At 45.7% G+C, this 24,594-nt stretch carries 22 protein-coding genes and 2 pseudogenes; 9 read left to right on the top strand and 15 right to left on the bottom strand.

The annotated features are described in order from the left end of the window. Positions 1-48: 48 nt before the first annotated feature. Positions 49-915, bottom strand: coding sequence for a mechanosensitive ion channel family protein (locus R7Q11_RS02230; protein ID WP_005463614.1), 867 nt, complete (start codon positions 913-915; stop codon positions 49-51). Positions 916-1,253: 338 nt separating this feature from the next. Here R7Q11_RS02230 and R7Q11_RS02225 point away from each other — a divergent pair, with 338 nt between their 5' ends. Beyond that, positions 1,254-1,802, top strand: coding sequence for a sugar O-acetyltransferase (locus tag R7Q11_RS02225; protein WP_085569100.1), 549 nt, complete (start codon positions 1,254-1,256; stop codon positions 1,800-1,802). A gap of 9 nt (positions 1,803-1,811) precedes the next feature. Here R7Q11_RS02225 and R7Q11_RS02220 read toward each other — a convergent pair. Both R7Q11_RS02220 and R7Q11_RS29835 read right to left on the bottom strand, forming a co-directional pair. Continuing rightward, positions 1,812-2,824 (bottom strand): annotated as a pseudogene (locus R7Q11_RS02220) (PLP-dependent aminotransferase family protein). 264 nt (positions 2,825-3,088) lie between these two features. Further along, a pseudogene (locus tag R7Q11_RS29835) lies at positions 3,089-3,244 on the bottom strand (GntR family transcriptional regulator); the annotation flags it as partial. A 136-nt stretch (positions 3,245-3,380) separates the two neighbouring features. Here R7Q11_RS29835 and R7Q11_RS02215 point away from each other — a divergent pair. Genes R7Q11_RS02215 through R7Q11_RS02205 form a run of 3 tightly spaced genes read left to right on the top strand, consistent with a single transcriptional unit; the run spans position 3,381 to position 5,930 of the window. After that, positions 3,381-4,745 (top strand): cytochrome ubiquinol oxidase subunit I, encoded by a 1,365-nt coding sequence (locus tag R7Q11_RS02215; RefSeq protein WP_005477080.1) that lies wholly within the window; start codon positions 3,381-3,383, stop codon positions 4,743-4,745. Positions 4,746-4,773: 28 nt separating this feature from the next. Next, positions 4,774-5,781, top strand: coding sequence for a cytochrome d ubiquinol oxidase subunit II (gene cydB / locus R7Q11_RS02210; RefSeq protein WP_213885484.1), 1,008 nt, complete (start codon positions 4,774-4,776; stop codon positions 5,779-5,781). Positions 5,782-5,801: 20 nt separating this feature from the next. Next, complete coding sequence (locus R7Q11_RS02205; RefSeq protein WP_017447407.1) at positions 5,802-5,930, top strand: DUF2474 domain-containing protein; 129 nt, start codon at positions 5,802-5,804, stop codon at positions 5,928-5,930. A 133-nt stretch (positions 5,931-6,063) separates the two neighbouring features. Here R7Q11_RS02205 and R7Q11_RS02200 read toward each other — a convergent pair whose 3' ends face one another. The 3 genes from R7Q11_RS02200 to R7Q11_RS02190 all read right to left on the bottom strand — a co-directional run bounded on the left by R7Q11_RS02200 (position 6,064) and on the right by R7Q11_RS02190 (position 8,299). Beyond that, entirely contained in the window at positions 6,064-6,570 is a 507-nt protein-coding gene (locus tag R7Q11_RS02200) for a hypothetical protein (RefSeq protein ID WP_054574663.1), read from the bottom strand. Continuing rightward, on the bottom strand, positions 6,563-7,288 hold the full coding sequence (gene hxpB, locus R7Q11_RS02195) for a hexitol phosphatase HxpB (protein ID WP_054574664.1): 726 nt from the start codon (positions 7,286-7,288) through the stop codon (positions 6,563-6,565). The genes R7Q11_RS02200 and hxpB overlap by 8 nt, the downstream gene beginning before the upstream one ends. A 129-nt stretch (positions 7,289-7,417) precedes the next feature. Continuing rightward, positions 7,418-8,299: a LysR family transcriptional regulator gene (locus R7Q11_RS02190; protein ID WP_213885483.1), complete on the bottom strand. Its 882-nt coding sequence runs from the start codon at positions 8,297-8,299 to the stop codon at positions 7,418-7,420. Between the two features lie 97 nt (positions 8,300-8,396). Between R7Q11_RS02190 and budA the strand changes: the two genes are divergently transcribed. From budA to R7Q11_RS02175, 3 genes are read left to right on the top strand one after another with little or no spacing between them, the layout of a single operon-like run. Continuing rightward, entirely contained in the window at positions 8,397-9,182 is a 786-nt protein-coding gene (gene budA / locus R7Q11_RS02185; RefSeq protein ID WP_017633685.1) for an acetolactate decarboxylase, read from the top strand. A 29-nt stretch (positions 9,183-9,211) separates the two neighbouring features. Beyond that, positions 9,212-10,915, top strand: a complete 1,704-nt coding sequence (alsS, locus tag R7Q11_RS02180; RefSeq protein ID WP_213869872.1) for an acetolactate synthase AlsS — start codon at positions 9,212-9,214, stop codon at positions 10,913-10,915. Further along, positions 10,912-11,670, top strand: coding sequence for an SDR family NAD(P)-dependent oxidoreductase (locus R7Q11_RS02175; protein ID WP_017820351.1), 759 nt, complete (start codon positions 10,912-10,914; stop codon positions 11,668-11,670). Before alsS ends, R7Q11_RS02175 begins: the two co-directional genes overlap by 4 nt. 288 nt (positions 11,671-11,958) lie before the next feature. On the opposite strand, the gene R7Q11_RS02170 is transcribed toward R7Q11_RS02175, so the two are convergent. The 9 genes from R7Q11_RS02170 to R7Q11_RS02130 form a co-directional block, all read right to left on the bottom strand. Continuing rightward, complete coding sequence (locus R7Q11_RS02170) at positions 11,959-12,555, bottom strand: methyltransferase domain-containing protein (protein ID WP_005382731.1); 597 nt, start codon at positions 12,553-12,555, stop codon at positions 11,959-11,961. Between the two features lie 136 nt (positions 12,556-12,691). Beyond that, the gene (locus tag R7Q11_RS02165) at positions 12,692-13,894 is read right to left on the bottom strand and encodes a phenylacetate--CoA ligase family protein (RefSeq protein WP_170890151.1); all 1,203 of its coding nucleotides are present in this window, start codon (positions 13,892-13,894) and stop codon (positions 12,692-12,694) included. A gap of 9 nt (positions 13,895-13,903) precedes the next feature. Continuing rightward, entirely contained in the window at positions 13,904-14,725 is an 822-nt protein-coding gene (locus R7Q11_RS02160; protein WP_005373283.1) for an ABC transporter ATP-binding protein, read from the bottom strand. 80 nt (positions 14,726-14,805) lie between these two features. Next, positions 14,806-16,050, bottom strand: coding sequence for an ABC transporter substrate-binding protein (locus tag R7Q11_RS02155; RefSeq protein WP_005373285.1), 1,245 nt, complete (start codon positions 16,048-16,050; stop codon positions 14,806-14,808). 45 nt (positions 16,051-16,095) lie between these two features. Further along, entirely contained in the window at positions 16,096-17,163 is a 1,068-nt protein-coding gene (locus tag R7Q11_RS02150; protein ID WP_005382737.1) for a branched-chain amino acid ABC transporter permease, read from the bottom strand. 11 nt (positions 17,164-17,174) lie between these two features. Next, positions 17,175-18,068 carry a branched-chain amino acid ABC transporter permease gene (locus R7Q11_RS02145; RefSeq protein WP_005373295.1) on the bottom strand — a complete coding sequence of 298 codons (894 nt, stop codon included), beginning with the start codon at positions 18,066-18,068 and terminating at the stop codon, positions 17,175-17,177. Further along, on the bottom strand, positions 18,068-20,020 hold the full coding sequence (locus tag R7Q11_RS02140) for a long-chain fatty acid--CoA ligase (RefSeq protein WP_213885482.1): 1,953 nt from the start codon (positions 20,018-20,020) through the stop codon (positions 18,068-18,070). The genes R7Q11_RS02145 and R7Q11_RS02140 overlap by 1 nt, the downstream gene beginning before the upstream one ends. Continuing rightward, a complete protein-coding gene (locus tag R7Q11_RS02135; protein ID WP_005373297.1) occupies positions 20,020-20,820 on the bottom strand; it encodes an ABC transporter ATP-binding protein in 801 nt (266 codons plus the stop codon). The genes R7Q11_RS02140 and R7Q11_RS02135 overlap by 1 nt, the downstream gene beginning before the upstream one ends. A gap of 242 nt (positions 20,821-21,062) precedes the next feature. Further along, complete coding sequence (locus tag R7Q11_RS02130; protein WP_225466145.1) at positions 21,063-22,700, bottom strand: electron transfer flavoprotein-ubiquinone oxidoreductase; 1,638 nt, start codon at positions 22,698-22,700, stop codon at positions 21,063-21,065. 155 nt (positions 22,701-22,855) lie between these two features. Here R7Q11_RS02130 and R7Q11_RS02125 point away from each other — a divergent pair, with 155 nt between their 5' ends. Both R7Q11_RS02125 and R7Q11_RS02120 read left to right on the top strand, forming a co-directional pair. Beyond that, on the top strand, positions 22,856-23,608 hold the full coding sequence (locus tag R7Q11_RS02125) for an electron transfer flavoprotein subunit beta/FixA family protein (protein ID WP_005386149.1): 753 nt from the start codon (positions 22,856-22,858) through the stop codon (positions 23,606-23,608). Continuing rightward, positions 23,605-24,531 carry an electron transfer flavoprotein subunit alpha/FixB family protein gene (locus tag R7Q11_RS02120; RefSeq protein WP_017820355.1) on the top strand — a complete coding sequence of 309 codons (927 nt, stop codon included), beginning with the start codon at positions 23,605-23,607 and terminating at the stop codon, positions 24,529-24,531. Before R7Q11_RS02125 ends, R7Q11_RS02120 begins: the two co-directional genes overlap by 4 nt. Positions 24,532-24,594: the final 63 nt, after the last annotated feature.

The raw sequence follows: 24,594 nt of genomic DNA, 5'->3' as shown, positions 1-24,594 counted from the left end.
CTATCACTACTCGAAGCCAAGATAAGGGCACCTACACCGCTTATCGCCCTATCCGTTTCTCTCCCTAGACAACTTGATTTCCCCATCAATGTGCACATCTCGTTGTGGAAACGCGATTTCAATACCGTGCTTTTCGAAAGCTTCATAGATTTCAAAACGTATGGCACTTGCGACCGATCGAATCCCGCCTTCAACCGTTGAGTTAATCCAAAAATAAGATTCGAAGATCAAAGCATTATCGCCAAAGTCTTGAAAAAACACGTCTGGAGCTGGCGAACTCAGAACTTGCGCTTGCTGCGAAGTCACCTCCGCCATTAAGGCAGCAACCTGTTTGACATCGCTCCCATACGCGACGCCGACGACGACCGAGCCACGGACTAATCTGTCGCATAACGTCCAGTTGATCACCACGTTCTCAATCAATTGACTGTTGGGAATGAGCATGTGAACGCCATCGGTTCGCCTGATTCGCGTTGAACGCGTATTTATTTGCTCGACAATGCCTTTGGCTCCCTCGACCTCTAAAAAGTCCCCAATTCGGATTGGCTTTTCACCAATCAAAATCCAGCCACTTATGAAGTTGTTAATGATGTTTTGTGCACCAAAACCGAAGCCGATAGCGATGGCACCAGACAGAAAGGCGAACGCGGTGATTGGCACATTGATCATCGAAAGTGTGGTCATAAAAATAATGGCGAGAGCGATGACAAATAATATCCGTTTAACCAAATGAATGACGTTTGGATCTTTCCCCGATGAGGACATTCTTGACGTAACGGTTTTGATTAAAATTTTGGACAACCATAAAGCGACAATCACCCATGTCGGCACCATCAATATCGCCCACAACGTGATAGGTTGTTCGTTAAAGGTAAACAGCGTTGTTTCTAAAAATGAAATGACCCGTTCGAACATAAAGTGCTCACTCTTGATTCATCGTTGCCAGCAAGCCAGAGCGCATAAGTCTTAAATTTTTAGGTCAATCGATAGCGCAAGCGGCTCAATTAAGTTCTTCTTATTAACTATATTGTAATCTACGTAAAACGCTTCGAGTGGTTTCCCGCTTTGGCTTCAACACGATTAAGCCATTTAAAGAGTACGTCTTTGTGTACTCAACGAGCCAATCAACCGACTGAATACGCAAGGCAAATCAGTGATAACTTTCTGATTTTTAAGCATCAAATTTTCACTTCGAATCACTCTCATTTATTATTATGCACTTTATTGCAAATAACATTGATGGAATGATTGTTATGTCAGAACTGACTCGGATGCGCTCTGGAGAAGCCTATAATTGTCTGGATGAAGAACTAAAGCTGATGCGCGCCAAAACCGCGCAGCTTGTCTTCCAATTTAACCACGAGCCAAACCCAAGTATCCGTAGACAACTATTGGCGGAAATGGGCGTCCAATTAGAAAACAGCGCCTGTATAGAGCCACCGCTTCAACTTACCTACGGTTGTCACTTGTCCATCGGGGAAAACTCCTACATCAACTGGGATGCCATTATTCTGGACAATGGGCAGGTTAAGATTGGCGCGGACGTCATGATTGGGCCTAGAGTGCAAATTTACACAGCCGCTCATTCACTCGATACACAAAGACGCTTAGCCGGAGATGAGATCGCCAAACCGGTAAAAATCGGCAATAACGTTTGGATTGGTGGGGGCGCTATCATACTGCCAGGCGTGACCATTGGCGATGAGGCCGTCGTCGGCGCTGGCTCTGTCATAACCAAAGACGTTGCGCCGGGCGATCGAGTTGCTGGAAATCCCGCGCGCTCTATTAAACCAAAAAACTGAAGAAAGTCGCTATTTCGCCAAATGACAGCGAATAATGTTGGCAAGCAGATTGAGAGCATGGACGTATTTGTCATTGAGCTCAAAAGAAGCGTTAAGACGAATACAGTGATCGTATTGTTCTGTCAGGCTGAACATCTTTCCCGGTGCGATGCTGATATTATCTTTTAGCGCTTCTCGATATATCTGCAAGGCGTCGATATGCTTGGGAAGCTCTAACCAAATAAAGTACCCGCCGCTTTGGCTTAACACTTTGACTTCTTCAGGTAACAGCTCACTAAGCAGATCCGTCATCTTACTTTTACGTTCAAACAGCTTTTTCCGTAACTGCTTCAAATGCGATTCATAATTGCGGCTTGTTAAATAATGCACCAATGTCATTTGCACTGGTGCACTCGTCGCTAATGTACTCATTAGCTGTAACTTTTGTACCTCTAGCGCCCGCTTTCCCGCCGCAACCCAACCAATACGTAGCCCTGCGATTAATGATTTTGAAAACGAGGAGCACAACATGGCATTGCCCGTGTCATCAAACATTCTTAGTGGGTAGACCGAGTCATTCCCTGCATGCAGTTCGCTGTACACATCATCTTCAATCACTGGTACGTTATATCGCTGTGTCAGCTCAATCAGCTTTTGTTTTTCTCGTTGGTGAGCGTAAAACCCAGAGGATTTTGGAAGTTCGACATCAGCCAACATGCTTTCACATCGTGTGTTTGCAGCGCTCGTTCCAATGAGTCTAGGTCAATGCCCGTGACTGGGTCTGTTCTTACTGAGAGCGCTTTCAAACCTAACCGCTCTAAGGATTGCAATGCACCGTAGAATGCAGGCGACTCCACAACCACCCAATCTCCCGGTCTTGTGCAGGCTTGCAAACTGAGCGTTAACGCCTCCAGCGCGCCTGCCGTAATAACAATTTCATCGGGTGAAATTTCAATGCCTTTCGCAGCATAACGCTTCGCGATGATGGTGCGTAATTGTTCGTTTCCCGGCGGTAAGTTATCAAAGGCGGTAGAAATCGGCATATTGCGAGCGGCTGCGCTCATCGCCCGATTCACGTGATAGCGTGGGTACAAACTTGGATCTGGATAGGCAAAGCCAAAATTGATCATGGATGGATTTTTACTCGCTTGCAGCACATCAAAGATAAATTCATTGATGTCTACCTGTTCTGTCCACGAAACCGCGGCTGGCGCTTGGGGTTCATTTGAACTCTTAATATTGGGAGCGACTCGATAACCAGAGCGCGGCTGTGAGGTGACCCAGCCTTGAGATTCCAGAATTTGATAGGCATGCAACACCGTCATCAAGCTTAAACCCGAGTGTTCAGATTGGCGACGCAGAGAAGGCAGCTTGTCACCCGGATGCCATATCCCCGATTTTATCTGCCTTTTAAGCTGTTCCACTAACTCTTGATACTTCGCCAAACGCAAATCCCCCTCCATAAAGCTGAATTCAAAATAATAACACTTCAATATTTAATCTGTTATAGGTTTATAGTCACTGTCTGTACCTACTTCCCTCATTCCGCTCCTTTTAAAATAGCTCTCTCATAAAACTTAAAAGATCAAAGGAAGTTTAATGTTTGGCCTCGACGCATTTATGCTTGCACGGATACAGTTCGCCTTCACGGTATCCTTTCATATTATTTTCCCCGCTATCACCATAGGTTTGGCCACCTATCTCGCCGTGCTGGAAGGCTTATGGCTAAAAACACGTAATCCCGATTACCAAAAGCTCTATCACTTCTGGTCGAAAATTTTTGCGGTTAACTTTGGGATGGGCGTTGTATCTGGCCTTGTCATGGCCTATCAATTCGGCACCAACTGGAGTGGTTTCTCCGACTTCGCTGGTTCTATCACTGGCCCATTACTGACTTATGAAGTGTTAACGGCTTTCTTTCTCGAAGCCGGATTTCTTGGCGTGATGCTGTTTGGTTGGCGTCGCGTCGGCGAAAAGCTGCACTTTTTTGCAACCTCGATGGTGGCGTTAGGCACGATCATTTCGACCTTCTGGATTCTCGCCTCCAACAGTTGGATGCAAACGCCACAAGGCTATGAAATTGTCGACGGACGTGTGGTGCCAACCGACTGGTTTGCTATCGTTTTCAATCCTTCATTTCCTTATCGTTTGGCTCACATGAGCGTCGCAGCTTTTGTCAGTTCAGCACTCTTTGTAGGCGCGTCAGCCGCTTGGCATTTATTGAGAGGCAATCAATCGACTGCGGTAAAAACCATGTTTTCGATGTCGCTCGGGATCTTAGTGTTCCTTGCGCCACTCCAAGCCGTGATTGGCGATGTGCATGGGCTAAACACTCTGGAACACCAGCCCGCCAAAATCGCTGCCATCGAAGGACATTGGGATAACAGTGATGGCAAACCAACCCCATTGATTTTGTTCGGCATGCCAAACATGGAACAAGAACGCACAGACTATGCCTTAGAAATTCCTGTTCTAGGAAGTTTGATCCTACGCCACAGTTTAACTGAGCCAATCCCGGCGCTGAAAGACTTCCCGAAAGAGGAACGACCGAACTCACCTATCGTCTTTTGGTCATTTCGAATCATGGTCGGGCTAGGACTTCTGATGATTTTTCAAAGCTTCTACAGCATGTGGTTACGAAAAAAGAACACGCTTTATACCTCGCGTTGGTTCCTCAAATTTTCATTATTTATGGGGCCATCTGGCCTTATCGCAATACTCGCTGGCTGGTTTACGACAGAGGTTGGTCGACAACCTTGGGTCGTGTATGGCGTACAAAAAACGCGTGATGCGGTTTCTGCACACGGAGACCTACAAATGAGCATCAGCCTGCTGTGTTTCCTTGTTGTGTACAGCTTGGTGTTTGGTTTTGGGTATTACTACATGATCCACCAAATCAAGAAAGGCCCCGATGCAATCGAGCACGATGAGCACGACATGACGACCGTTTCAGGCCGCATCTAGAATTTGTCACAAAGTTAAGGTAGAGAATATGCATTTTGATTTATCCGTGATTTGGTTCGCGATCATCGTTTTTGCCACTTTGATGTACATCATCATGGACGGCTTCGATTTGGGTATTGGAATACTGATGCCCTTCATCAAGGATGAAAAACAAAAAGACGTCATGGTCAACAGTGTCGCGCCAGTTTGGGACGGTAACGAAACTTGGATTGTGCTTGGAGGCGCATCTCTATTTGGCGCTTTTCCGATGGCTTACGCGGTGATTATTGAAGCGCTAACCATCCCTTTAACGTTGATGTTGATTGCTTTGATCTTTCGTGGAGTCGCATTTGAGTTTCGCTTTAAAGCATTGGAAAGCCACTTAAAGTTCTGGGATCGCTCTTTTATGGTCGGATCGATTTTAACCACGTTTTTCCAAGGCATCGCTGTTGGCGCGGTAATTCAAGGCTTTGCGGTGGAAAACCGCGTCTTCGTAGGTAGCCAACTAGACTGGCTTACCCCTTTTCCCATCTTTTGCGGTTTGGGTTTAGTCGCAACGTACGCGCTGCTCGGTAGCACATGGCTCATCATGAAGACGGAAGGTGCACTGCAAAACACGATGTACCGCTTCACTAATAAAACACTACTGGCGATGATCTCCGCATTAGTCATTGTGAGCGCTTGGACTCCACTTGCTTACCCTACCATTGCGGAAAGATGGTTTTCTCTGCCGAATTTGTTCTACTTACTGCCCGTACCAGTCATTACTGGACTGGTATGTTTGAAGATTGCTGACTCCGTTAAAAAGCGTAAAGAGCGCAGCCCTTTCGTGATGGCGCTAGTGATCGTGATTCTCGGGTTCGCAGGGCTTGGTATCAGTATCTGGCCAAATATCATTCCTCCTAGCATATCAATATGGGAAGCAGCGGCTCCTGCAAGCAGTCAGCGCTTTATGCTCGTTGGAGCGGTGATCATCATCCCGATCATTCTGGCTTACACCTTTTGGAGTTATTACGTCTTCTCTGGAAAAGTGAAAGAAGACGAAGCGTACCATTAACGAGTTGATAAGGAGTGAGTATGAAAGTCAAAAATTGGTGCCGCCAATGGGCGTGGATGGTTGGAATTTGGGTCGTTAGCGTCGCTGCATTAGGGTTAGTGTCTATGTTATTTCGCGTCATGATGACCGCTGCAGGGTTAAAATCTTAGCGCGGCATTTTTAAGTCAATAAAAAATGGATGCCTCTAGATCTTGTGTAAGAGCTAGAGGCGTTGAACCTAATACTCAATCTTAATGAAAAAGCCAAGCGTTAAGAATCTACTCAAAACATTCTTTCATAAGTCTACATTGCCTGAAGTCGTTCATGCATGCTTACGAGATCAAAAGGTTCAAGCTTTTTCGCAATGCTCAGTAATGCTTCCTTTTTATCTTGCGGTAAACTTTGAAACTTCGACTCTAAACGTAAATCCACTTTGCTAAAAAGTAGCTTTCTAATTTGACTAGCTTTTGCCTTTGATAATTGCAATCCATCATTATCGGAGGTTTCAATTATCATGATAATTCTTGCTAAATCACTGAATTCATCATCAGAGCATAAATAAAGTGATTGTTTGTATAAATAGCCAACCGAAATTTCAAAATCAATATTAAGCGCTTGAATCTGACTGACAATGTTTTCACTCATATCACTTTGAGAAGCAGAGTTGATACAATCATCAAATCGCCTTTCAAATGTAACAAATCGATTATTGAGCTCGTCCAACATAGTCGTATCTTTTGCGAATGATTCTATAGGTAAAACCAATAAGAACATTGGCAGTAGGTATTTTTTCAGCGACCGGCTATTCACAATCAAGTCCTTCTTCTAAAAAACTTTCATGCGGTGTTGGTGCAAGTGTTGCTTTCAAATTCAAGTCCATTAAACTCGCCAAATGGCTTTCATTAAACTCTGATAGCTTTTGCAGCTTTAGACTGGCTTCATTAAACTCTTGGTAGAACTTATCAGGTTGAGGTATCACGACTGTTTTTATGTTTGCTCGTGTTGCCGCAAGCATACCCGAATAAGAGTCTTCAAAGGCAATACAGTTACTTGAATCTACACCTAGTTTATTGATTGTTGAAAGGTAGACATCTGGCTCTGGCTTACCCTGCTCTACATCGTCTGACGATGATATCGCGTCAAAGTAACTGGCAATACCGAGTTTGTTCAAAATGATGGGAATGAGTTGATAAGGTGAATTAGTAGACAACCCTATCTTAAACCCTTTTTCCTTAAGCAATTTGAGTGTTTCTGTAACACCCTCTAATTCGCATCCTTTTTCAATTATTAATGCCTCCACTTTATCCACAACAGCATTCTCTACTTCCTCTAGGCTCTTTTCTTGCCAAGGATTACGTTCATACCAAAACCTTGTTACTTCACCTGTCGTCATAGTTGCAGTCTGCTTTGACAGCACTTCGGTCACTTGGACACCAACTGATGAAAACACCTGCTTTTCCGCTTCCTTCCACAAAGGTTCTGAATCAATCAGCAACCCGTCCATATCAAAGACCGCAGCGTATATCATTGGTACATCCTCAGTAAGTTCTATTCGTTGAGTAAGATTTGTCTATTCAACCAAAGCATAGCTTTGCATATAACGAGTGAGAGTATCACATTTGCCTGTGGCTATCAGAGCCAATTCGATGACTCATCTTTAAGCCTCAACATGACCGATGTGCATGGCTACTTTTAGCGCTTGTTTATTGAGATTAGATGCCTCCCAAGCAACAACAACACGACTAATGAGAGGGATATCATCAATCTCAGCGACTGTCGCGGAATCATCGAGATGTTCAGCCAGTGAGCGCGGAACGAGAGCAATACCTAACCCGGCCTGCGCCATGGCAATCGTCGTACGAAGTTGCGGTGCTGCGAACTGTGGTTCGAGCCTTACTCCTGCGTCGGCAAAAAGTGTGCTCATGCCATCAAACAATGCGGGTCCAGTCTCTCGTGGAAACAGTAAAATTTTATGGCCTCTCAACTGTTTCATCTGGATACAGGGATACTTTGCCAGTTCGTGGCCCGCCGGAATCACCGCGACAAACGGGTCGTTAAACAACACCTTGTGCTCAAAAGGCTCACTGGCGTAACAGGGTAGCCGCATGATTGCGAGATCAAGTTGTTTGCTTTTTAACTGAGTGGCAAGCTCTGGCATTGACAGTTCCGCCGTCTGTAAATGAACCCCATTCTCTTGAATACGCCCAATCCTCTCCAATACCTTAATGCAGGTTGATGTTGACGTCGCGAACCCAATTTTAACCTGCGTATTTTCACCACGGGCAATCTGTCGGGCTTTTGCTTTAGCGCGTTCCACATCAGCAAGAATATTTACCGCATCCGTATAAAAGACTTGCCCTGCATGGGTCAGTTCTACTCCTCTAGACAAGCGCTTAAATAAGTCCACGCCAAGCTCGTGCTCTAGCTTTTTGATTTGTTGACTCAAAGGAGGTTGCGCAATCCCTAACCGTTCAGCTGCTCGGGTAAAGTGACGAGTCTCGGCGACCGCGACAAAATACTTCAGGTAGCGAAATTCCATATATTTTCCATATCAAAATAAATCTTTTTTATATTGGATTTAGCACCGTGTAGAAGTCAATCTAAATATACTCTTCATTGCATAACTGGTCTTACTCATGCGTGGATTTTATAACCCTCTATGTGCTTGTTCGCTTGAAGTAGCGAAAGAATTTTCTGAATACCATCACGTTACCGGAGATGGTGAGATTTATCAGACTTCGTTAATGAGTGCTTTGATCGCTGGTGTTTACGAAGGCTCAACAACCATAGAAGAGCTGCTGAAACATGGGGATTTTGGTTTAGGTACGTTCAATGAATTGGATGGTGAGTTGATTGCGTTTGATAAGGAAGTTTTTCAACTCAAGTCGGATGGCTCCGCAAACCCGGCAGACCTGGCGCAAAAAACGCCCTTTGCTGTCATGACTTTTTTTAAGCCTGATATCGAGCTGCCACTGACATCGCGCATGTCACGTCATGAAGTCCATAGCATCATAGACGAGATGGTTCCAAGCGATAACCTATTTTGCGCAGTGCGCATTGATGGCGTTTTCGATTCAGTTCGTACTCGCACCGTACCTAAACAAACACGCCCTTATCGGCCAATGCTTGAAGTGGTCAAAGAACAACCAACGTTCCGCTTCACGCATAAGCAAGGCGTGGTCGCCGGCTTTCGCAGTCCTAAATATACGACTGGCATCAATGTGCCCGGCTATCACGAACACTTTATTACCGATGACCGCCAAGGAGGTGGTCATATTCAGGATTACAGCATTTCGTCAGGGTTCCTCCAGATTGGCAAAGTCTCGCGGCTAGTGATTGATACCCCGGTATCGACAGACTTCCTCAACGCCAATTTGGCTCCGGAAGATATAAATACCGCCATAGAAAAGGCGGAAAAGTAACAAAGTCAGGCAAATAATAAGGACAACAAATGCAATCCAAACCTTCAAATAAAAATGGATCTCAGTTGATCGCTCAACAGCTAGAGTCTCTCGGCATTAAGTACATTTTCGGTATTCCCGGTGCAAAAATCGATCGACTGTTCGATGCGATTGAAGACACTAACATCCAAATGATTCCGGTACGCCACGAAGCTAACGGCGCATTTATGGCGGGCGTTATGGGAAGACTAACCGGCAAAGCAGGCGTCACCATGGTTACGTCAGGCCCTGGCTGTGGAAATCTAGTTACGGGAGTGGCAACAGCAAACTCCGAAGGCGATCCGCTGATTGCTATCGGTGGTGCGGTGAAACGAACTGACCAGCAAAAACAAACACACCAGAGCATGGATACCGTCAGTATTTTTCGCTCTATAACTAAGTTCAGTGCTGAAGTGCAGCATGTGGACGCCGCAAGCGAGATCATGGCGAACGCATTTCGTATCGCAGAGTCAGGTCGTCCTGGGGCTTGCTTTTTGAGTCTCCCCCAAGATGTTTTATCCGAGCAAACCCAAACGGACATTATTGTCCCCTCGCCTTACACACAGCCTGGTTGCGCAGACATCGCAGCAATCGAAGAAGCGGTCAGTCGAATCAGTAAAGCAAAGCGCTGTGTGGTTTTACTTGGCCTTCACGCGAGCCGCAGTAAAAACGCTGCTGCTATCGCCCGATTTCTTCAAAATACGCAGCTACCCGTTGTCGGCACTTACCAAGCCGCCGGCACGGTAGACATCAATTACTATCATCACTTTGCTGGGCGTGTCGGTTTGTTTAATAACCAACCTGGCGATGTTTTACTGCGGGACGCCGATTTAATTCTCACCATCGGCTTTAGCCCAATAGAGTATGACCCTGAGCTTTGGAACAGCCACCGCAACCCAGTGATTCACCTCGATATTGAACCGGCAGAATACCAACTTAATTATCAGCCTTGTGTTGAAATCGTCGGAAACATTGCGCAGTCATTAGACAAGATGGGCAGCTATATCTCTGAATATGCCCGCCTTTCCCCAACGGCACTTTCAGTACTGGAAGAGGTAGCACTGCAACGGCAAGTGATCAAAACCTATCCCAATGTCTATCACAAGCAAGGATTTCATCCACTGGCACTGATTAAAGCCATGCAATCTATCATCACACCAGATACCACGCTATGTCTTGATATGGGGAGCTTCCACATCTGGATCGCTCGTTACTTAAGTTGTTTTCGAGCTCGCCAAATGCTGGTGTCTAACGGCCAACAAACAATGGGCGTTGCACTACCATGGGCCATTGGTGCCAGCCTACTAAAACCTGGTAGCAAAGTGGTATCGATATCAGGAGACGGCGGTTTTATGCAATCGAGCATGGAGTTAGAAACCGCGGTTAGACTGAACTGTAATATCGTCCATATTGTGTGGGTTGATAACGCCTACAACATGGTAGAAATGCAAGAGATCAACAAATATCAGCGCTGCTCTGGTGTGAAATTTGGACCAATTGATTTCAAGGCGTACGCCGAATCATTTGGCGCGAAAGGCTTCGCAGTGACTAGTCAACACGAATTGCTACCGACATTGAATAAAGCCATGGACGTTGAAGGACCAGCAGTGGTGGCTATCCCCGTAGATTACAGCGACAACGACAAACTGATGTTGCCGCGCACAGAGAAAAATCAAGATCCCGTTTTTGTAAGTTTCGAAGGAGAAATCGCATGAGAGGATTAAAAAATAAAGTCGCACTCGTCACTGGTTCTGCCAATGGTATTGGTTTGGCCATCGCAAAACGTTTGTATGAAGAAGGCGCAAACGTCGCTCTTGCCGATTGGAATGAAGAGCAATTGGCAAACGCCGTTGAGGGCTTTGATAAACAGCGTGTGTCTGCGCATTCTATTGATGTTTCTGACCCAGAAAAAGTCGCAGCACTGATTTCTGATGTTGTTACCCGTTTCGGTAAACTGGATATTTTAGTAAACAATGCTGGCGTACATGTCCCTGGTTCCGTGATTGAAGGTAGTGTGGAAGACTGGAAGAAGATCTCTGGTGTAAACATTGATGGTGTTGTTTATTGCGCGAAGTTTGCTTTGCCTGAACTCTTAAAAACGAAAGGTTGTATGGTAAATACCGCGTCCGTTTCCGGTTTGGGTGGTGACTGGGGTGCCGCATTCTATTGCGCGAGTAAAGGCGCAGTGGTGAACCTTACCCGAGCGATGGCATTGGACCATGGTGCGGATGGGGTAAGAATTAACGCCGTATGCCCAAGTTTAGTAAAAACCAACATGACAAACGGCTGGCCGCAGGACATCCGCGATAAATTCAATGAGCGCATTGCGCTTGGCCGAGCAGCCGAACCTGAAGAAATTGCGTCTGTCGTGACTTTCTTGGCAAGTGATGACGCATCTTTCATTAATGGCGTAAACCTACCTGTAGACGGCGGTGCCACCGCATCAGATGGTCAACCTAAAATAGTATAAGCATGAAATAGACAGATCAGTGAGAGACGTTCTACTACCTTTCGGATCGATGCTGATCTGTCGCTTTACGCTCTGAGCACACAACCCGTGCCGGCAATAAACTCAACCACTCGACCGCTGTTAGAGATATCTCAACAACTTAAACCAGCAACGAGAAATTAATGTTTCACACAAACCGACAAACTATGTGAGCATTCCATCAGGCATAGAGTGAAGACTTATGTATCAGCGATTCACAAAGAACCAGACAGTTTCCGCGAATACTTTCTAAAGAAGTCTCAGTGACGACTAACGTTTCTGCCACACCATCCATTGCTCTCTGCCTTTAAAAACCTCAACACTGTTTGCCACCACTGAGGACTTCACAAGTTCAAACGTGGGCTCTAGAAAAGATGCCAACTCCCCACTTCGCAAACAAAATGGAGGAAAGCGTGATAGGTAATTATCATCAATGACGAAAAAACCAATTAGAAAACCTCCGCTTGGCAATAATTTATCCACCATCGAAAAGTATTCTGACCACATATCTCTCGGTAGTGCTGCGAGAAAGGCCCGCTCGTAAATGACATCAAACGAGTGAGAAAAATCGGCATTAAATACATCACCCAATACGACTTTATCTTTGTAGTTACCTAACGTTGATTGCGCCATTTTTACCGCTTCTTGGCTGTAATCCATCGCGATCACGTCATGCCCATATTGAATAAAAGTGCTCAGTTCATAAGCGGCACCACACCCAGGAATAAACACTGACTGGCCTACATGAAGTGAATTGTCGAGATAGTCCTTAAGTTCTTGAGGTGTCGATTGGGCATCCCAAGGCATAGTGCCTCGGATAAACAAATCATCCCAGAATTGTGTGTTAATCATTGGTGCCTGTTTCATTTACCCGCTCCCTGATTGCGGTAGTAAAAAATAAAGGGATACGCAGCGCAATGTGGTATCCCTTTTCTAGCCTTTTGTCTGACGTTGTTAGTTTTTTATGACAACCACTTTCTACTGCACTTATGCCACCAATGAGTTAACTGCGAAGATCATTGATTAACGGCTGCTCCGCTTGGTTCGGTACAAACTGGACATTGCCTTTCAGTTTAGTGACAGACTGGAGTGTTGCTTGAATGTCCTCTGCTGATACATGCACATCATGACAACAGAAAGTAATGGCATCGTTGAAGCCATCGCGCTCAATTTTCAAGGAGCCTTTAATATCGTGGCGACGACAGACTTCTTGGATCTGATGCGGATAAACAAACAGCCCTTTTACTTTCACCGCGGAGTCTGCTCGTCCCATCCAGCCCTTAATTCGTGCATTCGTGCGTGAAGAATCAGAACTTGTCTCTAGGTATGCCGATAAATCTCCCGTTGCGTAGCGAATCAGCGGGAACTTCTCATCGAGCGACGTTACAACGACTTCACCGACTTCTCCCGGTTGTACAGGAACACCATCAGGATCAACGATTTCAACAATAATATCTTCGGCAATCACTAATCCTTGTTCACCAGACACTTGATAAGCAATCAAACCAAGCTCTGCACTTGCGTAGGCTTGAAAGACTGCAATGCCTTTTTCCTCAAACATCTGTTGCATGTCTGCTGTAACCGCTTCACCAGAGACCAGAGCTTTCTCAAAGCTAGGCAGCTCATTGTATTTCTCTTGGTACTTTTGTAGCAACGTCAGCAAATAAGAAGGTGTGCCAGTGTAACCATTAGGTTGAAGCTGTTTAATTGCCTCTATTTGCGCTTCGGTATTGCCTACTCCAGCCGGAAATACCGCACAGCCACAAGCCCTTGCGCCACCATCCATAATAAATCCGCCAGGAGAGAAATGGTAAGAGAGCGTGTTATGCACTAAATCACCCGCACAGAACCCAGCAGCGTGAAACGCGCGCCCCATACGCCAGAAATCGGCCTCATCCGTTTGAGCCTCATATAACGGCCCAGGAGATTGGAATACGCGCGCCATTTGACCAATGGCAACGCTATTTAAGCCACCAAACGGCGGTTTAAGTTGCTGCTGATTAGGTACATTGAACTTACGTGTAATCGGGAGCTGAGCAAGCCCTTCACGATTGTTTGCCAATGTAGGATCTAACTCAGAAAAATGCGCTGCGTAATGTTCGCTATTGGCTTTCGAATTCTCAATCAGTGCTGGCAAACGTTGAAACAGCGACTCTTCTCGCGCCTGTAGAGACAACGATTCTTTCGCATCAAATAGTTCGTTCATCCTTGCTCCTTACAACCAACGCTTACGACGTTTGTAAGATTTCAGATTCTTAAAGCTCTTGCGATCTTCATCGCCGCCGCCAAGGTAGAATTCTTTTACGTCTTCATTGTTTAGCAATTCGTGCTTGCTGCCATCTAGTACGATTTTGCCTGATTCCATGATGTAACCGTAATCGGCCGCTTGAAGAGCGAAGTTGGCATTCTGCTCAACCAAAAGCATGGTAATACCTTGCTCTTTGTTGATCTTGTTAATAATGCTGAATACTTCTTTAACTAGCAGTGGAGAAAGCCCCATAGACGGTTCGTCCAACAAAATCATCTTCGGTCGAGCCATTAATGCTCGGCCAATCGCTAACATTTGTTGCTCACCGCCAGACAAATAGCCCGCCAGGCCAGTGCGCTCTTTGAGTCGCGGGAAATAGTCAAACACCATTTCGATGTCTTGTTCAACTTCGTTGTCAGTGCGTGTATAAGCGCCTAAGCGAAGATTTTCTATTACCGTCATATCTTCAACAATTCGGCGCCCTTCCATAACTTGGAAGATGCCCGAACGGACGATCTCTTCCGGGCTTTTGTTGTCTATACGCTCGCCCATGAAGTTGATTTCGCCGCGCGTCACTTCACCATCTTCGGTTTTCAATAAACCAGAAATGGCTTTCAACGTTGTGGATTTACCCGCACCGTTGGCGCCCAGTAAGGTCACAATCTGCCCTTTTGGAACTTCTAAACTCACACCGCGAAGTACTAGTATTACTTCGTCGTAGACGACTTCAATGTTGTTCACTGAAAGCAGTATTTCTGCCGGTTCGATATTCGTTGCTAATTCAGCCATCAAACTACTCCTTGCTAGGGTGAGAGTGTTCTCTCACCCATCCTTATTTTCAGTAGGCTTTGTTATTAATAAGTCGTAAATTAGTAACCTAGCCAATCGTCACGACGTGACAATGTCACCTGAGATACTTTCTTAATATCAACTGCGCCGCCATCGTTGTTGCCCATAAAGACGTTCACAGTTGTTGTGCCTCGGTGATCTTCCGGTTTCCAGTTCGCAGGGACACAAACACCTTCTAAGCCTTGTGGTACCCAGTTGTCATGGACATACATGCCCTTCTTGATGTTTTCACCTGTGATGCCACCGTTGTCTTTCGCCCACTCCATTGCTTCTTTCATATAGAACGCAGAACAAATACCGCGAATGTAATGGTGAGTTCTGAATTCGCCCGGCTCTGATTCAGACTGCTTAGAAATCTCACGAACCAGCTTCATGCCCTCATTATCATCTCCCCAAAACGCCGTCATACCCGGGAAAACGTAATCTTTAAGGCCATCGCCTGCTGCTTCAAGCACTGGCTTGTCGCCGCCCCAAATGTTTGCCATGTACTGGAACTCTGTCCCAACCGTGTTACAAGACTTCACTAGTGAGATAACCGAGCTACCGATATTAGCAATGTAACCGTAGTTGGTGCCTGACTCTTTCAGCGACAAACATTGCGCTTTGAAGTCCCCTGGTTTTAGTGACACAACGACTGGGTTTTGCACATCAAAACCAAGCTCTTTAGCGTACTCTGCACACGCTTCTTTTGGCGCATTCGGGAATGGATGGTTATCGCCAATGTGCGTAAATTTCGGCGCACCTTGATTGCCCTTAGATTCCCAATCTTCTTTCGCCCACTTAACTAGCGCACGGCACGCATCTGAGTACGACGCACCATAAAAGAAATTATAAGGCGCTGGTTTCGCGGTTTTTGGGTTTTTGCCAGTTGGGTCAGTTAAGTGACCAGAATAAGAAGCAGAGAACACCGGCACTTTGTCTTTGGTAACAAACGAAATAAGTGCTTCGGTATCCGCCGTACCCCAACCTTGCAGCGCAACCATGTCTTTACGCGCCACCCAACGTTTATAGTTGGAAATCGCCACTGGTACTTTGTACGCCATGTCTACTGTTTCAAATTCGAGCTCGGTACCGTTAATGCCACCGTTTTGGTTAATCCAACGCAATGCATCTCGCACGCCAGAACCATAGGGCTTGCTCACATAGGCCGTTGGTCCAGAAAAATCGACTAATTGCCCGACAAACACAGAATCTTTTGCCCAAGTTGCGGTAGTAAACAGTGCAGATGACAGCACCAACGTTGTCGCTAAATGTCCTTTGTTCATAACTCGTTGTCCTTGTTATTGAGGTATATTCCACTTAATTCCACGTTAATATGAGAACGGATAGTGTTTCCAATATGCTCGAATCTGTTGCCAGCGATGCGATAATCCTTGAGGTTCGAAAATGAGGAACAGCATGATGACTAAACCAATCGCCATTTCTTTGAAGTAAGCCAGACCATCAGTGAAAGCGGTGGTATCACCAAACGCTGAAAGCCCCGTTACGCCAAACTCTAAAACTTCAGGCAGCAGTACGATAAATATCGTCCCCATCAGCGTACCTTTGACTGAGCCTAAGCCACCAATGATGATCATTGCCAAAAACTGGATCGACATCATGATGGTGAAGCCTTCTGCTGATACAAACCCTAGATAATGTCCGTAGAGTGCGCCCCCGATGCCTGCATAGAATGCACACACTCCAAATGAGAGCAGACGATACTTAGTTAGGTTGATGCCCATGATCTCTGCTGACAGATAGTGATCTCGTACTGAGACAAACGCGCGACCGTCACGAGAACGGATTAAGTTTGATGCCCACATATACATGAAGATCAGCGCAAACAGAGCGATATAGAAAAAGCTTTCGTCAGTCGTAAACTCAAAGCCAAACAAATTAATTGGGTTCGCGCTAGCACCGTATGAGCCGCCACTGAACCAATCTGCGCGAGCAAAGAAGTCCTCTAGAATAAACTGCGCCGCCAACGTTGCGATAGCTAGGTATAAACCTTTAATTCGAGCCGCTGGCAGACCAAACAGCATCCCCACAATCATGGTTAAGTAACCCGCGAGCGGAATCGCAAACACGACTGGAATGTTAAACTGGTTATTTAACCAAGCCGATGCAAAGGCGCCAAAGCCAAAGAACGCACCGTGACCTAGCGAGATTTGTCCGGTAAAACCAACCAGAATGTTTAAGCCCAATGCCGCGATACCGAGGTATGCAATCTGAATAAACAGGTTTAGGAAGTAAATATCCAAGACCAGCGGTGCTGCCAGCATGGCGATGACACCAGCAATCGCAAGGCTTCTGATGGTTTTGGTTTCAAAAATTGGCGTATCGCTTTTGTATGTGGTTCGAAAATCCCCACATGGGCGCATGCTAAGTTGAGCCATGTTATTTCTCCTTAAATACGCTCAATATCTTTGGTACCAAACAGGCCATATGGCTTGAAGGCAAGAATGATTAACAGCACATAGAATGGTGCGATGTTGTACAGGTTACCCACTTGCAGGTATTGGCTATCAAAAAACTCAGCCAAGTTTTCTAGCACCCCGATGGTGATACCACCGACAATTGCGCCGACTACCGAATCTAAGCCACCTAAAATAACGGCTGGGAAAACTTTGATACCAATAATGGATAGCGCGTCAGATACGCCGTTAACGATACCGATAACAATCCCTGCTGTTGCAGATACCATTGCCGAAATGGCCCAACTGATGGCGAACACTTTCTTGATGGAAATGCCAAGACTCTGGGCTACTTGCTGGTTAAATGCCGTTGCGCGCATTGCCAGACCCATTTTGCTGAATTTGAAGAACCAGTAAAACGCGCCCATGATGAGCATTGAGAAGATCAAACTCAGAATGTAAGCAAACTCAACATTCAAACCTCCGATATTCACCACGTTGGTTTCAAACACTTGCGGGTACGACACAGCAGAGACGCCAAATATCCACTTCATCAGCGCTTGGAAAAACATCGATAGACCGATGGTCACCATGATCACAGAAATAATCGGTTCACCAATCAACGGTCTGAGCACAATGGTTTGCACGGCGATACCAAAAATCATCATGAACGCGAGCGTGAGTAAAAAGCCAATAAAGAACGGTAACTGTAGGTGCACCAATGCCGCCCAACATACCCACGCGCCAATCAACAAGAACTCACCCTGAGCAAAATTGACCACCTGGGTCGATTTGTAAATCAATACAAAGCACATGGCGACAACGCCATACAACATGCCAACGATCACGCCATTAATGACGAGTTGCAGTAATAAATCCGTATTCACTATGCGATCCTCCGTTGTTCGCTATCCACTAGTGTTGGCTCATGCTCAATAAGCGTTTCAATAACTAGCGACGTTTGAATGCGTGTTTTAGTGCCATCTTGATAAGTGATCACTGTATCGACATCGACTTTTGGATCGTCGCTGTAGATGGTTTCGATGATGTCTCCGTATTTCTCTGCAACCACACCACGACGCACTTTACGCGTACGAGTTAACTCGCCATCGTCGGCATCCAGCTCTTTGTAAAGTAGAATGAATTTGCTGATCTTCTGTGCATCCGGTAGGGATTCGTTCACTTTTTGAACTTCTTCACGAATCGCTTGGTACACTTCTGGTTGAGCAGATAAGTTGGTGTAGTTGGTAAATGCCAAGCCGCGTTGCTCTGCCCACTTCGCGACGATCGCATAGCGAATACAGATGATGGCAGACAGCCAAGGTCGACCTTTACCTACCACCACGGCTTCTGCAATAAACGGCGAGAACTTGAGTTTGTTTTCAATGAACTGCGGAGAGTAGCGGTTGCCGTGGCTGGTTTCCGACATATCTTTCAGACGATCAATCACCACCAAGTGACCGGAATCTTTAAAATAGCCCGCATCGCCTGTGTGCATCCAACCATCTTGAACATCTTCATCATATGCTGCTTGGTTGTTTAAGTAGCCAGTAAACATACCTGTACTTTTCGCGATAATTTCACCAACGCCATTGCTGTCCGGGTTGATGACTTTTACTTCTGCATTATCAAACGCAACACCAACGGAATCGTAATCCACATCGTCCGCTTGGTGCACAGTGTATGCGCCACACATTTCGGTCTGACCATAAAGCTGCTTAAGTGGCACACCAATAGCTTGTAGGTAACGGAAAGTGTCAGGCCCCATCGCCGCGCCGCCCGTTGCAGCAGATGTTAGGTTCGAAAAGCCTAAACGGTCTCGCAAAGCACGCAAAAGAATCCATTCGGCGAGTTTAGAACGTTTGCCCTGCTCTAACGCTTTGTTGGCTAAGCTCATGCCCAGTTTGTACATCTTTTGCTTAAACGGTGTCGAATCCATCATTCGTGCAGACACGTCTGCCACAATGTTTTCCCACACTCGCGGCGCTAACAGCACAAAGTTTGGACCGATTTCACGCAAGTCGGACATCATGGTTTCTTGTTCTTCCACAAAGTTAACGATTTGACGAGAAATCAACGCCTGACCAACCACGTAAACCTGCTCCATAATCCAAGGCAAAGGCAGAACAGAAACGTAGTTGTCGCCTGGGGAACGAGGGTCTGCACGCAAGTAAGCCGCACAGTGATCCAAGAACGTGCCACTGTGTAGCTGAGCCAATTTTGGTTTAGAAGTCGTACCCGACGTTGTACAAAGAATTGAAAGATCGCTGCCTTTGGTTTCAACAACCATATTGAGATATTTGTCTGGGTCCGCTTTATCAATCAGCTGACCTTTTTTGTAGACCTGTTCAACATCAATCAATCTTGGATCATCGTATTTACGCATTCCACGAGGATCGCAGTAAATAATGTATTCAACGCTAGGAATTTCATCACCAAGCTCAAGCAGCTTGTCGCATTGCTCTTCATCTTCGGCAATCACGACTTTTGCTTTGGCATAGTTGATAAGGTACGCCACCTCTTCGTGCATAGAATCTTGATAGATGCCCAGCGAGAAACCTTTGATCGCATGTGCCGCTAACTCGCCCCATACCCATTCCGGGCGGTTATCACCTAGCAAACCAACGACATCTTGCTCACCAATACCTAAATCTTGTAGTGCCAGTGCCATCCACTTGACGCGGTTTTCATAATCCTTCCAAGTGAACTCTCGCCATATACCAAACTCCTTTTCACGCATTGCGACTTGTTCGGGCCAGTTCTTGGCATTGTGTTGCAACACTTTTGGAAAGGTATCTAAGCGGGTTATATCTGCCCAATCATTATGTTGCTGTGCCATTATGCACTCTCCTCTAATGTCGGTAACTCTTCGCCTAAGTACGCTTGTTTCACATGTGGGTTGGCCATCACTTCTTCAGGCTCACCCGTAGCAATGTGTTTACCGAAATCCAAAACCAAAACGCGATTAGAGATGTCCATGACCACGCCCATATCGTGCTCAATCATGATGATCGTGATATCTAATTCTTCATTCAGATCCATGATGTAACGTGCCATGTCTTCCTTTTCTTCCAAGTTCATTCCTGCCATTGGTTCATCAAGCAGCAATAACTTAGGTTTTAAGGCAATGGCACGAGCAAGCTCTACACGCTTACGTAAGCCGTAAGATAGGGTGCCTGCAGTCGCTTTTCGGATGTGCTGGATTTCTAGAAAATCGATCACGTCTTCCACATATTTGCGGTGCGCCATCTCTTCTTTCTGCGCATTAGAGAACCAATAGAGTGGCCCCGTGACGAAGTTATTTTTCAGTAGGTGGTGTCGGCCAACCATGATGTTGTCCAGTACCGACATATGAGAAAAGAGCGCTAAGTTTTGGAAGGTTCTTCCCAGCCCTAACTCAGCTCGTTGGCTTGGTGTACGTTTAGTTACGTCATCTCCAGCGAAGATTACAGAGCCTTTGTTTGGTGTGTATCGACCAGAGATGCAATTGAGCATTGAGGTTTTACCTGCACCGTTTGGACCAATGATTGAAAAGATTTCCTTTTCATTCACATGGAAGCTCACATCAGTTAAAGCTTTCACCCCACCAAAAGCCAATGAAATATCGTTTACCTGCAACAGAGGCGATTCCGATACCATAGTTGATCTCCCTTTCGTTATTTTAAGTGCGTTCCATTGAGCACTATTTGATCAAACCTAACTTTGATACTGGTAACCGCTTTTACACCTATGCATCAACTTTGTATTCAGTTTACGTAAACGTCAATTTAAAATCAGAATAGTGCCTGAAAGATTAAGTTGCAATCGAGTTCATCGAGAAAGATTTGAACTAACGCAAACTTTAAGTAAATAAATTGTTAATAAAAATTATTCTCAAACGCTTACATATTTGGATAGTTAGGACCACCACCACCTTCTGGCGGAGTCCAAGTAATATTTTGACTTGGATCTTTGATGTCGCAGGTCTTACAGTGGATACAGTTGGCCGCATTTATTTGAAGCTCTGGCTGCTGCTCCCCCTGTACGATTTCATACACGCCAGCCGGACAATAGCGCTGTGCTGGCTCTGCATATAATTCAAGGTTCTGCTCAATAGGAATCCGCTGGTTCTCCAGTCGTAAGTGGCATGGTTGATCTTCCTCATGGAAGATATTGGATAGATAAACAGAAGAGAGGCGATCGAAACTTAACACGCCATCAGGCTTCGGATAGACAATTTCATTGCTGTTTTCCGCCAATAACAGAGACTGATGATCAGGCTTATCACAGCGGATATGCCACTTAGCTTTGCCTTTTAATACGTTATGTTCCAGCAGCGCTAAACCACCGCCCAGCCACGATCCAAAGCGGTGAATACCACTTGAGAAGTTACGTGCTTGATAAAGCTCTTCATACAGCCAAGACTGTTTGAAATGCTTTTGATAATCAGCAGTAACTGACTGACTCTCAAGGGCTTCACATACTGCTTCAGCGGCAAGCATGCCAGATTTCATTGCGGTGTGTGTGCCTTTGATTTTAGCGCCGTTAAGTGTTCCTGCATCACAGCCAATTAACAAGCCACCAGCAAACTGCTGCGTGGGAAGCGAATGAAAGCCGCCCTTGGTGATCGCTCTCGCGCCATAGCTAATACGCTTCCCATTTTTGAGGTATTGCTCAATCAACGGGTGGTGTTTAAAACGTTGAAACTCATCAAATGGACTCAAGTGCGGATTCTTATAATTCAAGTCAACAATCAACCCGACGGCAACTTGGTTTCCCTCTAAATGGTAGAGATAACTGCCACCTGTAGCTTCATTTGATAACGGCCAACCTAATCCGTGCACTACTAAACCTTGCTGATGCTGCTCTGATGGGATTTCCCACAGCTCTTTAAAACCGATAGCGTAGTGTTGAGGCGCTTTCTCTTCAGCAAGATTAAATCGGTTAATCAACTGCTTACCAATATGCCCCCGTGCGCCTTCAGCAAATAAAGTAAACTTCGCTCGTAGTTCAATACCAGGTTCGAAATTTCCTTTTTGTTCACCATTTTTATCTAATCCCATATCGCCCGTGATCACGCCACAAACACGACTATCTTCATCGATGATCGCTTGACTGGCGGTAAAACCTGGGTAGACCTCCACCCCCAAGTTCTCAGCCTGCAACGCCATCCATCGGCATAGACTGCCCAAACTTATGATGTAATTACCTTTGTTATGTAACGTATTAGGCACCGCCCAAGAAGGCAGTTCATGACCATTGATGTCATTGCCTAGATAGTAGGTTTTATCTTGGTTTACTTTGGTATTGAGCGGAGCGCCTTTCTCTTCCCAGTCGGGAAAAAGCTCATCCAAACTCCGCGTTTCAAACACCGCACCCGATAAAATATGCGCTCCAACTTCAGAACCTTTTTCTACCACGCAAACAGAGAGCTCTTGTTTTTTTTCTGCTGCTAATTGTTTGATTCGGCATGCCGCAGACAAGCCTGCGGGACCTGCGCCTACAATCAGAACATCAAATTCCATGCAGTCTCTTTCCATGATTGCATTCCTTTTTCTTTGCATGTTGCCAACTTGTTAATCAACAATATATTTAAAGTTGACGCAAACGTAAAGGTAAATTAACATCATTTTAAAGACGTCATCACATCGTCTTCACTGTTAACACATAGTCTTCACTGTAAAAGGAATCTAACGTGAAAATACTAGTGCCAATCAAAAGGGTCATTGATCCCTACGTTAAAGTTCGCGTGAAAGCGGACCATAGCGATGTTGAAACCAATAACGTCAAGATGACGATTAATCCATTTTGCGAAATAGCCGTTGAAGAAGCCGTACGACTAAAGGAGCAAGGTATTGCAGATGAAGTCATCGTTGTCAGTGCCGGCGGTAGCCAGTGTCAGGAGCAACTACGTACCGCGCTTGCATTAGGCGCCGATCGCGCTATTCATGTCGATACTGAAGACAAAATAGAGCCATTAGTTGTTGCTAAGCTGCTCAAAGCTCTAGTTGAGCAAGAACAAGCACAGCTTGTGATTACGGGTAAACAATCCATTGATACGGACAACAACCAAGTGGCTCAGATGCTGGCCGCCCTACTTGACTGGCCTCAAGCAACTTTCGCTTCCGACGTGAAGATTGAAGATCAAAAAGTTCAGGTCGTGAGAGAAGTGGACGGCGGCTTGATGACAGTCGCGATGAACTTACCTGCGGTGATCAGTACTGACTTACGCCTGAATGAACCGCGTTTTGCCTCTTTGCCTAATATCATGAAAGCTAAGCGCAAGCCGTTAGATACCATCACACCTGACAGTCTGGGTGTTGAAGTGGTATTTAGCCAAACCATTCAAGAAGTCACACCGCCAGCGCAAAGAAAAGGTGGCATCAAGGTTGAATCTGTCTCAGAGCTTCTCGATAAGCTGCGTAACGAAGCGAAGGTGATTTCATGAAGAACTTAATCATAGCAGAGCATGACAATAACCAATTGCATGCGGACACACTCAAAGTGGTTAATGCAGCAAAACAAGTCAGCCAAGACAATGTTTTGATCGTAGTGGGCCACCAGTGTGAAGAAGTCGCTCAGCAAGCTTGTCGCGTTGATGGTATATCAAACGTAATTTGTGTCGATGATGAGCAACTTAAGCATCAATTTGCCGAGAGTATCGCACCTATTGTAGTGAGTATTGCTGAAGGTTTTGACGCAATCTGGGCTAGCTCATCATCAAAAGGGAAAGACCTTGCACCTCGAGTAGCTGCGAAGTTCGGCGTTGGGCAAATTTCCGATATTGTCCAAGTTATCGATGAAAACACTTTTATCCGCCCTATTTACGCAGGAAACGCATTTGCCAAAGTGACCACCAGCGACAAGGTTCGCGTCATCACCGTGCGCGCGTCTGCGTTTGAGCCGGTTACTTGTCACAACCAAGCTGATATTAAGCATCAGCAGGTCACTATCTCAGCTCCAATGGTTGAATTGGTTTCTGTCGATAAAACCGTGTCAGAACGTCCTGAATTAAGCGCGGCAGAGGTGGTTGTGTCAGGTGGACGCGGGGTCGGTAGCAAAGAGAACTTCGCGTTGATCGAACAAGTTGCCGATAAACTAGGTGCTGCCATTGGCGCTTCTCGCGCGGCGGTTGATGCCGGGTTTGTTGCCAACGACTTACAAGTGGGTCAAACCGGTAAAATCGTTGCACCTAAGCTTTATATAGCGGTTGGGATTTCCGGTGCCATCCAGCATCTTGCAGGAATGAAGGAATCCAAAGTGATTGTCGCGATCAACAAAGATCCAGAATCTCCTATCTTTGAAGTTGCCGACTATGGATTGGTTGGTGATTTATTTGAGGTACTACCTCAGCTTGCCGAACAACTTTAAACGATCAGATAAGGGGCGAACACTGCTATGTTCGCCTCTTTATTTTGTTTTTGGTCATATTCA

The organism is Vibrio sp. 970, from assembly GCF_033339075.1.
The sequence above is the reverse complement of the archived record's forward strand: the minus strand, read 5'-3'. Positions and strand labels throughout refer to the sequence as shown.